This is a genomic window from Sphingomonas sp. Tas61C01, from assembly GCF_052567495.1.
The window spans coordinates 486,154-498,561 of the sequence record NZ_CP199583.1 but is presented as its reverse complement, the minus strand read 5'-3'; the positions used below and the strand labels follow the sequence as shown (position 1 = coordinate 498,561).

General features: G+C 60.5%; 9 protein-coding genes. 5 read left to right on the top strand and 4 right to left on the bottom strand.

All coding sequences use genetic code 11. The features are described from left to right. Positions 1–9: 9 nt before the first annotated feature. Genes ACT009_RS02235 through ACT009_RS02220 form a run of 4 tightly spaced genes read right to left on the bottom strand, consistent with a single transcriptional unit; the run spans position 10 to position 7,747 of the window. Positions 10–2,832, bottom strand: a complete 2,823-nt coding sequence (locus tag ACT009_RS02235) for a DUF1156 domain-containing protein (RefSeq protein ID WP_445192773.1) — start codon at positions 2,830–2,832, stop codon at positions 10–12. Continuing rightward, a complete protein-coding gene (locus ACT009_RS02230) occupies positions 2,829–3,317 on the bottom strand; it encodes a hypothetical protein (RefSeq protein ID WP_445192772.1) in 489 nt (162 codons plus the stop codon). The genes ACT009_RS02235 and ACT009_RS02230 overlap by 4 nt, the downstream gene beginning before the upstream one ends. Next, on the bottom strand, positions 3,314–6,832 hold the full coding sequence (locus ACT009_RS02225; protein ID WP_445192771.1) for a helicase-related protein: 3,519 nt from the start codon (positions 6,830–6,832) through the stop codon (positions 3,314–3,316). Before ACT009_RS02225 ends, ACT009_RS02230 begins: the two co-directional genes overlap by 4 nt. A 30-nt stretch (positions 6,833–6,862) precedes the next feature. Next, positions 6,863–7,747 carry a WYL domain-containing protein gene (locus ACT009_RS02220; protein WP_445192770.1) on the bottom strand — a complete coding sequence of 295 codons (885 nt, stop codon included), beginning with the start codon at positions 7,745–7,747 and terminating at the stop codon, positions 6,863–6,865. A gap of 63 nt (positions 7,748–7,810) precedes the next feature. On the opposite strand from ACT009_RS02220, the gene ACT009_RS02215 reads away from it, so the two are divergent. Genes ACT009_RS02215 through ACT009_RS02195 form a run of 5 tightly spaced genes read left to right on the top strand, consistent with a single transcriptional unit; the run spans position 7,811 to position 11,973 of the window. Next, positions 7,811–8,866, top strand: a complete 1,056-nt coding sequence (locus tag ACT009_RS02215) for a CBASS oligonucleotide cyclase (protein ID WP_445192769.1) — start codon at positions 7,811–7,813, stop codon at positions 8,864–8,866. Then, on the top strand, positions 8,866–9,357 hold the full coding sequence (locus ACT009_RS02210; RefSeq protein WP_445192768.1) for an HORMA-1 domain-containing protein: 492 nt from the start codon (positions 8,866–8,868) through the stop codon (positions 9,355–9,357). The genes ACT009_RS02215 and ACT009_RS02210 overlap by 1 nt, the downstream gene beginning before the upstream one ends. Continuing rightward, complete coding sequence (locus tag ACT009_RS02205) at positions 9,354–10,250, top strand: AAA family ATPase (RefSeq protein ID WP_445192767.1); 897 nt, start codon at positions 9,354–9,356, stop codon at positions 10,248–10,250. Before ACT009_RS02210 ends, ACT009_RS02205 begins: the two co-directional genes overlap by 4 nt. Next, positions 10,250–11,413, top strand: a complete 1,164-nt coding sequence (locus ACT009_RS02200; protein ID WP_445192766.1) for a hypothetical protein — start codon at positions 10,250–10,252, stop codon at positions 11,411–11,413. The genes ACT009_RS02205 and ACT009_RS02200 overlap by 1 nt, the downstream gene beginning before the upstream one ends. Then, entirely contained in the window at positions 11,410–11,973 is a 564-nt protein-coding gene (locus ACT009_RS02195) for a 3'-5' exonuclease (RefSeq protein WP_445192765.1), read from the top strand. The genes ACT009_RS02200 and ACT009_RS02195 overlap by 4 nt, the downstream gene beginning before the upstream one ends. Positions 11,974–12,408: the final 435 nt, after the last annotated feature.

Below are 12,408 nucleotides of genomic sequence, written 5' to 3'. Positions count from 1 at the left end.
GGCTTCCTCTCAAATGTCCAGGCGGATTTGGCGATCGCCGCCAGTATCAGTGACGGCTGCGGCTTGGCGTGACAGTTCGGTCCAATCGGCAATAAGTGCGTTGTAGGCAGTTGCCTCTTTCGCGTCATTTCGCTTATTGGCGCATATATCGTAGAGACAGTAGGCAAGATCTTTCACTGCCTCTGCCTGTGGTTCAAGCCTTTTGAGTAGGACGGCGGTGTCGTGCGAGATGCCACCTGCTTCGTGGCTTCTGATCAGATACTGAAGGCACTCCCATATCGTTAAGTGGCCGTCATCCTCCGGGTCCCATTCATCATCCAGCTCCTCACGCGTCAGAATGCGAACTTTGCCACCAGCGCTTTCCACGATGCCAGCGTGCCTTACGCTGTCAACCGAGATGCCACGGGCGCGAGCAAGGCTATCGGCTGAGCCATAGTCCCCCTTGATCAAGCCATGTTGCTCGAACCACGTGATTGCAAAGCGCGTATCTGCATCAAACTCGCCTTGAATACCGCCCAGGTACTCGTCGAGCTCCCGGTTGATGAGCTGCAGCGCGGTCTTTACGCTCATCGGACTATCGTCGGATTCGATGACTGCCGAGTATCGAGAAAACACTCCCATGCCAGGCCCAATGGCGGACTGAGGCATATCAGCGGGAGCGATATTGGCGGCTTGAAGCTCGGCGATGGAAGGCGGCAATTCACGCTTCAACGATCGCACGAATTCTGCACGGCTGATCACGCCAATGTCCTGCTGCCGCTTGCGACAAACCAGAACTACCGAGTTGGCCAGAGCGTTTGTTCCCGTAGCAATGGTACGAGCGGCACGCTCTGTCCGTACCGGCCAGGTGCCAACGATCGCATAGCCTGCCGAGATCACAGCTTGAATAAATGTAGCCCACCCTACTGAGGCAAGTCCCTCCTGCTCAACCTCACTCTGCTTAAAAGCATAGTATATAGTTGTCGGGTAAGCCGAAGAGGCTTGAGCGGCTAGACTGGTTATAGCCTGCGTCATACCTTCTAAGAAAAACTTTTCGGCTTCTACATGGCCACCATGCCGGTAAGGTGTGGCGACAAGCTCCTCAGCCTTGGGAACTGTTATCGTGCTGCCTTGCGCCGGATATATTCCTTTGATATTCCACCGGAGCCATACATAGAAGTAGTCCGAGAGGTCGGCATAGCCAATGTTATCGTAGTATGGCGGGTCAGTGGATACGACGCAATTCTCGGGCAGGACGACGGTCTGCGCATCATGCTGTATGATGCTACCTTGGGAATTTACGCTCAGTCCAAGAAGCGCTTTCCAAACCCAATCCACAGCACCCAGGAAGTTGCCAGTGCTATCGCTGAAGACGTTGCATTCCGCAAAGTCCCAAGTCATCGCGATGCCCTGGCGAGCAAACGTAAATCGGATGAATCCAGATGATGACCATGTCGCCATTGAGCTTCCAGCATCAGCTACACGATCAATCGCGAATGACAGGTAGACGCGAATGGCCTCGGCGTAAGCCCTGGCCCCGCTGCCGCCATCGCGTAGTGGCACATCATCGTCTGCATATCCCGCGGTTACCGAATCGCGCTCGATTTCTTCATGAACTTCGCGGACGAGTTCGCTAAACGTATTGAGGGCAATAAGCTGCCGTTCGATAAAATAATCTCGAAAGGTGTTGAAGCCATACCGCCGACCCTGCGCATTACTTGCAAACGTGCCGCGACAAGGAACCTCAGTATAGCTCAGGTCCATGTCGCGGATTGTTGCCTCTGCGGCTTCAGTTGCTGCCCGCCCGCTACGCTCGTCAACAGAAAGATAGCGGCGACCGCCTGAACCCTCGGCAATGATAGCGATAAGCGACTTCTTCATACGGCCTGCGGAGGCCATGCGATCGATATACTCACCGTTTATCGCTGCATCTGAAAACAAGCATCGAAATACCGCGCGACCTGCTTTCGTGCCCTTCTTCGCTTTCTCAATCTGAGACTTGCTTCCACCCGAGCGGACCACATACTCGATCGACTTTGATCCCTTATTGATCTTCGGCTCAATCCAGGCTTCCCGGCCCGCGCCTAGGCTAAGCAAAAAACTGGAGGCGATCGGGACTTGAACATCGGCGAAGGCGGGATCTGGACTTGGTACGGTTCGCGTCCATATCCAAGCTACGACCGTTGCTAAGCCACCGCCCATTTCCTTCGGTACGGCCACTTGGGGGTATAGATGACCAATCCGGTCCCAAGCTTTTTGGCGAATTCGCTCTCCATAGAACCTAACATCTTCGGCTAAACCTTCGACGTTGCGATAGTGGTTTCGATCAAGCGCACCAGGGTGAGTTGGTCCCTTGTCTTTGAAACGTGGCGGTATCTCTACCATCGCTTTGCCGATCATGACCGCAACCGGGTTCAGATCAGATCCATACGAAGGCAAGCCGAGGCGCTGCGCCTCAAGAGGAATTGAAGCTCCGCCTGAGAATGGGTCATAGAAGGCGGGTAAATCGCCTCCGCAGCTTTTGCGAATTTCCGCCCTGGCGCGCTCTAGGACCTCCTCATTGGTGGAGTTCTCCCAAATCACCAAGTCCTCGATGATACGGAAAAGTCGCTGTCGTTCGGCCTCAACCTTCTCCTCAGTATCAAAGACCTCTGGGAAGCAGGAGGGATCGTCTACCAACTGTGCGAACAGAACCGCCCGACATGCGGCTAACGGGCGTCGAGCCCACCAAAGGTGTAGGGTTGATGGATGCCCGTGCCTGATTGACTTCTCGCGTGCCGACGCGGTGTTGATCGCCTCCAGCGGTATGGCGACTTCAATCAGCTTCTTTTTGTAGGTCGAAGTCGAGGTCATAGTGAAAACTCTATCGTTGAGGGCGTGGCGACCAGCTCTGGGCCCCGAGGCGGCGCTTCTTTGCGCCAGCCACCCTTGATGGTTTGTATCGACGAGATCGGAACACGTTGCGCTGGCGGCAGCTCGATCAGGCTTTGGACATGCCAAAACACAGCCCAATGACCGTGATTGTCGCCTTCGTACTGCCCGGTGGTTGGTGGACGGTGCGTCATGCCGGTGGAGTGCCGCCCCTTTGGGGCCTCCTCCGATCCTACATACCAACCTTTCCACGATACAATGAAGCTGGCTTTGGCCGGTACGTCCTCATGAGAGGGGTAGATGAGGACGGGCACAGGGCTACCGCCACGCATCTCATTGATCTGCCGGAAAAGCTCCCATTTGCGCGAACCGAAGGCGACGAACCCAGTGTCCTGAGCGATTTGAGTGCCTGATTTCAGGTGTTCCAACGGTACCGGCGCCAAGATGGCGAAATCCTTGATGATCATCGGGGGGCCTCCGCGCGCTCCATAAGGCGGGCTAGGTTGAACTGTATCGCCGTATGCTCGAACGCCGGCTCGTGATCCGACAAGGCCCCGCGGACGTAGCGCGGCGCGCCCGCCTCCCCGTTTTCCACATGAACGACGGCAAGGATATATTTGTCGGGCTCGTGGAGCGACGTTATCACCTCCTGCCGCGTGATCATCACGGTGTCCGCGCCCTGTACCCGTCCCTTCACCTCAATGAAGCGGAGGTGCTTGGTGGCCGGATCATAGGAAACAACGTCGTAGCCGATCTTCTGCGCGGATACGTCAGTCGGGACGTTTCCGAGGGTCCGCTCCGTCGCGATCACAGCATCCATAGCCGCCAGCTCGATCAGGCGGCGGGCAGCAGCATCGGTCGAGAAACCCTGATATGCCCCGTCGAGCGGGCTAGGGCCGGGCGAAGCTTGAGCGTCCAGCAGGCCGCGCGGGATCACCACCATCCCGCCACGCACTCGCGGGGGTTGCGATGAAATGAAGCGTTCCTGCTCCAACTGCCCCATGCGGCGTTTTTGGCGCTCGGCCAGATCCTCGGCACGGCGTTGTGCGTTTTGCCAATTAAGACGCGTTTTCTTACCGGCCTTCTCCTCCTCCTTCAGCTCGAAGGCGCGCGAATCCCAATAATTGATCTCTTTCTTGAGACGCGCACGAACCTCATGCTCGACCTTTTCGATCTCGGGAAGACGTCGGGCGCGGACCTCCGCGATGTGCGCCTGCGCCAGCTCCACGGTCGCGAACTGGACGGCCGTCTTTTCAAGCTCCGTCGTCAGCCAATCCTCGTCCAAGAAGTGGCGAATGCTGGCAATTTCATCTGATGTTGCGGGCCGCAGATTGAGGTGTGGCGCGATCCCCGCGTTCACGGCGCGACCTGCCTTGTCGATCGCGGCGAACTGTAGCCGTTCGGATACGACATGCGGTTTGCCGGCGCTGGTTGTCCTGCCATCCTGAATGCTGTGTTCGAGGAGGAACACGGCTGACAGCGCGTTGCCAGTATCCAGCTCGTCGACCAAGATTGCTCCCTGGCGCATGATCTGCTCGTATTGCTCGCGAACGACGCTGATCACGGCTTCCAGCAACGGATGGCCCGGACAGACGAAGGTCGCGACGGGTTGCTGGTTGATCCGGCTCTTTTCGAAGCAAATCCGCTCATACTTTTTTTGGATCGGAGCGCCCGTGCCGATCTGACGATCGCGCTCGCGGATGCGAACCGGCACGTGAGTGATTTCCCAGCGTCCTTCCTCACGCCGCTTCATACGGCCACCAAGGTGCTGAAACGCTTCCACGAAGAAGCTCTGGACGTGGTGCGGCTGAAGGCGCTGCGCTTCGGCGCGCTCCATCTCCAAACGAAGCTCCTGCACCTTGGCTTCGGGCATGGTGTCGTTGGTGAGCGCACGCCGTTGCAGCAGCTCCAGCAGATGGTCCTGATCGACAGCCCCATCGACCTGGCGGAAGAGGCGCGCCTTCACATCCTCTTGTTCGCCATACTGGATCGCCTGAAACAGGAGATCCTTCAGCGCCGTCCCTTCGAAAAGCTCGCCTAGAACGTCATAGACGCGGCCACCCAGCGCCTCGCGCGCAGCCTCGAGCTTCTCGAGCAATCGCGCATAGACCTCGCCTTCCCGCGTGTCTGCCGCGACGATATTCCAGAGATGGCAGACCTCCGTCTGACCGATCCGATGGATGCGCCCAAACCGTTGCTCGATCTTGTTCGGATTCCACGGCAGATCGTAGTTGACCATCAGATGGCCGCGCTGAAGGTTCACACCTTCGCCGGCAGCGTCATTGGCGATCAGCACCAGCATATCGCGATCTTGCATGAACCGTTCGATGACCTTGCGCCGCTCTTCCCGCGATACGCCGCCGTGGATCACGTCGACCGCATCGGGGTTGCCGATCCGGGCTCGAACTTTGTCGAGGAGGTAGTGCAGCGTGTCCTTCGGTTCTGTGAAAATGATCAATTTGCGCCGATTACCATCGGCATCGACCATCAGATCATCATCCAGAATGCTGTTGAGCTGGGTCCACTTGGCATCGAGCCCTGAGCGCAGGACGCCAAGGGCCATCGTCTCAAGGCCCTTGAGCGTGTCCACTTCCAGGGCGAGCTGCTCGACCGTTTCTGCGGTCGTCGCGCCGGTCGCGATCAGATCCTCAAGATCGTCGATCTCGTCCTGACCATACTCGTCCATGTTCCTGAGGACGTCGGCGTTGATGTCCGGTGCGGCAAAGCCAACCCTGCGTCCTGCGCTCGCCAGACGGGCTTCGCCCAACTCGTTTTCCAACCGCTCGCGGCGTCGCTTCAAGGACTGGTAGATCGCTGCCGGCGAGGAGGCTAGACGACGCTGCAGGATCTGCAGCGCGAAGCCGACATTGTTGCGCTTTTTGCCATCCCCTTCCGCGAACCGCTGCACACGGTTCATTTCCGTCCGAACATACTCTGTGACGGCGGTATAGAGCGCCGCCTCCAGCTCGGAGAGCTGATATTTAACCGTGTAGGCGCGGCGCTCCGGGAAGAGCGGCCGCCCATCGAAGCGAAGCAACTCCTCTTTGGTGAGGCGCCGCATCATGTCCGCGGTGTCGGCGTAATGCACGCCGTCGCGGAAGCGACCCTCGAAGCGATCGCCATCGAGGAGTGCCATGAAAAGCTGGAAATCCTCTTCCTTGCCGTTGTGCGGCGTGGCCGACATTAGCAGGAAGTGACGGCAGGCTTCACCGAGCTTCTGACCAACCTGATAGCGCTTGGTATATTTGACGTCCCCGCCGAAGTAGGTTGCCGACATGCGATGCGCCTCATCGCAGATGATCAAGTCCCATTCCCGCGCGCTCGCCAGCTTCGCTTGCAGCTCCTCGTTGCGAGCCAGGACGTCGAGGCGCACAATGAGCCGATGGCGATCCTCGAACGGATTACCCGACCGCGACGTTTCGATCATGTCGCGGGTCAGAATGTCGAACTCGAGATTGAACTTCTGACCAAGCTCATCCTGCCATTGCTCGACTAGGCTGCCCGGTGCCACGACGAGGCAGCGTTCTAGGTCGCTGCGGGCGATCAGCTCCTTGATCAAGAGGCCAGCCATGATCGTCTTGCCCGCGCCGGGATCGTCAGCGAGCAGGAAGCGCAGCGGCTGACGCGGCAGCATTTCACCATAAACGGCCGAAATCTGGTGAGGCAGCGGATCAACCAAGCTGGTGTGGATTGCCAGATAGGGATCGAAATAGTGCGCGAGCTTGATCCGGTTCGCCTCGGTTACGAGACGCAGCAGCGCACCGTCGCCGTCGAACGACCAAGGTCGGCCGTTCACTTCGACATGGAGGCGGTGTTCGTCGTCTCGATAAAGCACGGCTTCGGCGACGGCACCGTTCAGATCCCGATAGACGACGTTCATCGCCTGGTCGCCGATCCAGTCCACGGACAGAACCTGCACCACCTGCGACGAGGCAATACCGCGCACCGATGCGCCGTTTCGAATTTCCTCAAGCGTCGCCATTCTTAACCCCTCTTGGCTGAACGTGCGGGATCACACCGCGAACTCAGCCTTCTCCAGGGCTACCCTGGTCTCTTCTTGATTGATAACAACGATGTGTTGGCTGCGCGCTGGCAGCTTTGCTGCGTCGCCCAACAATCCAAGCCGTTTTAAGACATAAAACAGCATCGCGTACCGCACCTCGAGATCGGCCGTGCCATCGACCATCCCGTAGTCCTTGGCGACGATCGCTTGCTGCTGGGCTCCAAGGTCGGGATGGGGAGCGATGCGCACGACGAAGCGCTCCTGCCAGAGACCGTCCTCGCGACCGGGGCGGCCGCCATCCCCCGGACCGCGAGATCCGAGGATGCGCGGAAGCAGGAAGTCCTTGAAGCGGTCGGTGAGGTGGCAGTAGGCGCGCGCGTGCCAGCGAAAGCCATCGTAGCCGAACGCGTGCGGGCTTATCCGCCGCCAGGCGGGATCAGGCCGCTGGGGACTCATCGACTGGTAGAGGACCTCAATCGAACCGCCCGCCCGGTACGCGGCGAGAACGGACCGAAGGCACTCGTCGCTCACCTGTCGCGCAGGGGTTAGGACAACATCGACATCGGGCTGAGAACCTATCCAGGACTCCCGCGGGTCGGTCAGCCCTTCCCCCAGAGACCTCAGGCGCATGAGGTACTCGTCAGGTCCGCCTTGCAGGCAGACCGGACGGAACCCCTCGCCCGCCACGTATCGCTTCGAGCCCTTGTCATACACCGCGTTCTCGGGCGCACGCTCCTGATAGAGTGAGAGGTCTTTGGACGCCTGGGGTTCGGACACGCGGAATGCAGACATGATGTCAGAACGTCGGACGCCCCCCTCCCAGGACAGGCGGAACTCGATGAACTCGAGACGACGCTCCACGCCCCAGTTGATCTTGCCTCCATCTGCCGCCATCCGCTGGTACCCTAATACGCATCAAAAGTAGATGGACAGCTTTTCGCTTCCCGTGTACTTCCTATGCCCAGAGTCAAATCGTGTCAACCGGTTCCTCGTCCGGCGCCGCGCGCTTCCGGAAACGAGGGATCATGCCTCACGGGAACGCACAGTGAAACGGAAGGGACTGCCATGCCGCTGAGCAACACCCAGCTGCGCTACTACGACTATAACGTGCTCCGTCTGCCGAAGGAAAAGCGGACCGAGTACAACGCGCAGGTCGACCGCCTGATCGACAACCTGCGTGCGAACATCCGCGACAAGACCGAGATCAAGATCACGAAGGTGGTCAAGGCCGGCTCGTTTGCGAAGCACACGATCCTGCGCAAGACGACCGAGGATCCGGTCGATGTCGATGTCGTGTTCTACATCTCGGGCAAGGACGCCACGGTCGAGACGATCGAGACCCTGACAGCTTTCATCACGAAGCTGCTCACCGCACAGTATCCCAACAAGTCTGTCGAGGACTTCACGATCCAGTCTAAGGCGGCGACCGTCGCGTTTGTCGGCTCCGGATTATCGGTCGACATCGTGCCAGTGATCGAGGATCCTGCCCGCACCGGCTACGGATGGCAGTACGACATCCGCGACGGCGGCAAGACGCAGACCTGCGCGCCGTGCCAGATCAAGTTCGTGTACGATCGCAAGGTCGCCGATAGCGATTTCCGCACACTGGTGCGGCTGGGCAAGCGGTGGCGTAACCGCGCGGAGATCAAGCCGCTCAAGTCCTTCGCCATCGAGTTGATCATGGCCCACCTGCAGGACACGCTGGGCAAGCCTACGAGCATCGAGCAGCGTTTCCGCGACTTCCTGCTCTTCATCGCGCAGTCGGGCCTCAAGATCCCGGTCTCGTTTCCGGAAAACAGCCAGCCGGTGCCGACCTTCAGCGGCCCGGTCGTTATCATCGATCCCGTCTGCAGCTCGAACAACGTTGCCAGCCGGATCTCCGAAGCGGAGCGCAAGACCATCGTCGATGCGGCCCGCGAGGCCTGGGAGACCGCGAACTTCGCTTCGGCCGAGAACGACAACGCGATCTGGAAGGAGCTCTTCGGGCCCAAGTTCCGGACGGAGGAGCAGTGATGAGCACGACCACCACCACCGAGACCTACAGCACCACGGACGTTGAGAACGTCGTGCGGCGGTTTGCCGCCGACCTCAGGATGATCGCGGACAGTTCCGGCACCATCTCGGGCGACGAGGTCGCCAAGTACGTCCACGACGTCGAGATGCTCGCCAAGAAGGGCTACCTGAAGTCGGTCGACGTCACGCTCCTCAACCTCGGCACTGAGGAGCGGGCAGCAAAGTACACGGTCGACGCCGATGCCGGCGGGCTCGTCTCCAGCCGGCCCGGCAACGCCATGTGGCCCCGGCTGACCTTCGGGACGCTGCGCATCATCATCTCGTACACGGCGGCCTACGACGCGGATGCCCGTGAGACGCTCAGCGGCAAGCTGCGCTTCAGCTGGACCAAGAGCTACGACGATACCACCCATTCCAGCCTCAGCGACGATGGCGGACGGAACTATACCAGCGGCTCCTATGGGCTGAAGCGCAAGGATTGGACGAAGTGAGCCAGACCGACATCTTCGACAGCGAGACCCTAGTGCCCGACGAGGTATTGGCGCACCGTGCCGCGACGCTCCTCGGCTTCCAACAGCGCTACGACCGCGTTCACGACCAGTTGCGGCTGCTGCTGTCCGCGGACAAGCTCGCGGACTGGAGCAAGCGCCATCACCGGCGGAACCTGCCGATCTGCGAGCTTGTTGCCGACCAGTACCCGCTCGTCGTCTTTCATGGTGACGTCGGCACCGGCAAGACGGCCATGGCCGAGTGCATCGCTAACCGCCTGCTCACCGAGGCGCGATCGGAGGACGCGACGATCTTCCGGCTCTCCAACCGTGTGCGCGGGAGCGGCAAGGTCGGCGAGATGACCACGCTGCTCGCCGAGGCGCTGAAGCGCGTCACCGCATCGGTCGGCAAGACGCGGCGCGCCGTGCTCGTCATTGACGAGGGCGACAGCATCGCCGCAGCGCGGTCGCAGGAGCACAGCCACCACGAGGACAAGGTGGCGGTCAACACGCTGATCCAAGGGATCGACGACCTACGCCGGTACAAGGGTCGCATCGTCGTGATCCTTTGTACCAATCGCCTAAGCGTGCTCGATCCAGCACTGCTCCGGCGCGCCGCGATCGTCGACCGGTTCGACCGCCCGTCGGATGCGGAGCGCCGCGAGCTGCTCGAAATGGATCTCGACGGCATCGAGGTCACGCCCGCGCAAATCACAGAATTGGCCGAGCTGACCGGTCCAACCGGCGATGCTCCCGGCTGGACCTATTCTGACTTCCGCACCCGCTTCTACCCCGCCGCCGTGGCTAGGGCCTTCCCGGACGGGCCGCTCCGCTACGAACACCTGCGCGCTGCCGCTACCGCGATGGTCGGGTCGCGAATCATGGAAGACCGCTGATGGTCCACTCTCCTCTCTTTGGCCGGCGCGTCCACATCGCCGGCAGCATTTCCAAGGACCCCATGATTGCGACGCCCACCGACGTGGTGGCCGCGCGTGAGCTCGTGACCGGCCTCGTCCGCGCGCTGATGCGGCTCGGCGCGACGTTCGTCGTGCCAGTCGACGCCGAACCCAGGCGCGAGGATAACCATCCGATCTGCTTCGACTGGCTAGTCTGGCAGACCATCCGATCTTCACTCACGGCGCGTCCGTCCGACGCCCCCAACCCGCTCGCCGTTGCGATTCAGCACCACAAGAACGAGGACCAGATCCCCCGGGAGTTCCACTCATTGTGGGACGAGATGAGGGACTCCCCGCAGGTGCGGATCGAAAGCGCTGCGCGCTGGAACATGAACAGCAAGCGGATGGAGGCGCAGGCGCGCTACGGTGACATCCTGATTGCTCTCGGCGGGACTGAAGGCGTGCGTTTCCTTGCCGACCTCTACCATGCCGGGGGCAAACCCGTGATCCCGCTCAACCTCGCGATCACGCCCGACAACGAAGGCGGTCGCCGACTGTACTCGTTCGGCGAAGCCAGCTCTAACAGCCGGAAACTGTTCCAGATCGCGGATGGGGGCGACTCCCATGCCTGGATCAATCGCATCCGCTTCCCGGCGCGCCAATCCGTACCGGACCGCGTGACGGCGCTGGTCGACCTGCTGGAGAACCTCGAGCGACCACGCGCCTTCGCGGTCCGGCTATTGGCGCCTGACCACGCCGAGTACCCTGCGGTCCAAGGCTTCTTCGACACGGTCGTGCAACCCGTGCTCGAGGGTGAACTAGGCTACAGACTGACCGTCATTGACGGAAGGCAGGCCTATGAACACGCCCGCATTGACGAGGAGATCTTCGCGAAGCTTCACCGCTCCAGCGTAGTGGTCGCCGACATCACCGGTTCCAGACCCAACTGCTTCCTGGAACTTGGATACGCGCTCGGCCGCATGATTCCCACGATCGTGACCGCGCGGGACGGCTCCGACACCCCCTTCGACATCAAGACGCTTGCCGGCCTGCACTGGAAGACCAATGGTACGGCCGAGGAGCGCCGCGTGACGTTCCGCGAGCACTGGGAAGCGGTCCGCAACCGCCCGCCGCTGGTCAACGTGGAGGAACTGATCGCGTGACGACGAACCGCAACGAGGCCTTCATCTCGATCGACGTCGAGACGGCGGGACCGATCCCTGGCGAGTACAGCATGCTGTCGATCGGGGCATGCCTCGTGGCCGACCCGTCGACGACGTTCGCCTGCGAGCTAAAGCCGATCAACAACAAGTTCGTCCCAGAAGCGCTCGAGGTATCCGGGCTTTCACTCGATCAGCTCCATAAGACAGGAACGGCACCCGAGGCGGCCATGTCGCGGTTTCGCGATTGGATCATCGACGTCGCCGGTGACAGCGTGCCCGTCTTCGTCGGGTTCAACACGCCTTTCGATTGGTCGTTCGTCAACTACTACTTCCATCGCTTCACCGGCGACAATCCGTTTGGCTTCACCGCGCTGGACATCAAGGCGCTGTGGATGGGGATTTCGGGATGTAGCTGGGCCGACACTCGATCTAGCCGCATCGCCGAGGCAGTGCACCCGAAGCTCCATGGCGATCACGACGCCCTTCATGACGCGCAGTACCAAGCCGAACTGTTTCGGCTCGCGCTCGCTCAGCGCAGAGGACATGGGCCGCAAGCCTAGGTACGAGGCCAGGCCTTGTCCTGTCCCGCCTGTTGGCGCGCAAGATCATATCTAAGGCCGGATGCTTTCGCCCTACACCAAACCCCATCTCAGTTTCGCCGACCAGCTCGCTCTTCTCATGCAGCGCGGCTTGGTGTGACCGATCGGGCCAAGGCCGTCCTCCCCCTGCAGCGGATCGGCTATGGACGCCTTACGCCCTAATGGCAGCCGTTCAAGCAGCTCGTTCCCGATCCAAACGACGCGTCGCGGACCATCCGCATTGAGCAGTTCCAGGCAGGTGCCGAGTTCTCTCAGCTTCGAGCCTAGCGCTTACACCCCGCCCGGAGAGCAGAGCCAGCCGAGAGGATCGGATTCCACTCGCAACAGGGAAGGGCATTCGGTATGCTCTGCGAACCAGTTAGGCCGAGCCAAATGTCCGATCCTGCCACAGATGCT

Coding starts and splice junctions, on each gene's coding strand:
- ACT009_RS02215 (WP_445192769.1), top strand. CDS start 7,811: ATGCCCAGAGTCAAATCGTGTCAACCGGTTCCTCGTCCGGCGCCGCGC.
- ACT009_RS02230 (WP_445192772.1), bottom strand. CDS start 3,317: ATGATCATCAAGGATTTCGCCATCTTGGCGCCGGTACCGTTGGAACAC.
- ACT009_RS02235 (WP_445192773.1), bottom strand. CDS start 2,832: ATGACCTCGACTTCGACCTACAAAAAGAAGCTGATTGAAGTCGCCATA.
- ACT009_RS02210 (WP_445192768.1), top strand. CDS start 8,866: ATGAGCACGACCACCACCACCGAGACCTACAGCACCACGGACGTTGAG.
- ACT009_RS02225 (WP_445192771.1), bottom strand. CDS start 6,832: ATGGCGACGCTTGAGGAAATTCGAAACGGCGCATCGGTGCGCGGTATT.
- ACT009_RS02220 (WP_445192770.1), bottom strand. CDS start 7,747: ATGGCGGCAGATGGAGGCAAGATCAACTGGGGCGTGGAGCGTCGTCTC.
- ACT009_RS02200 (WP_445192766.1), top strand. CDS start 10,250: ATGGTCCACTCTCCTCTCTTTGGCCGGCGCGTCCACATCGCCGGCAGC.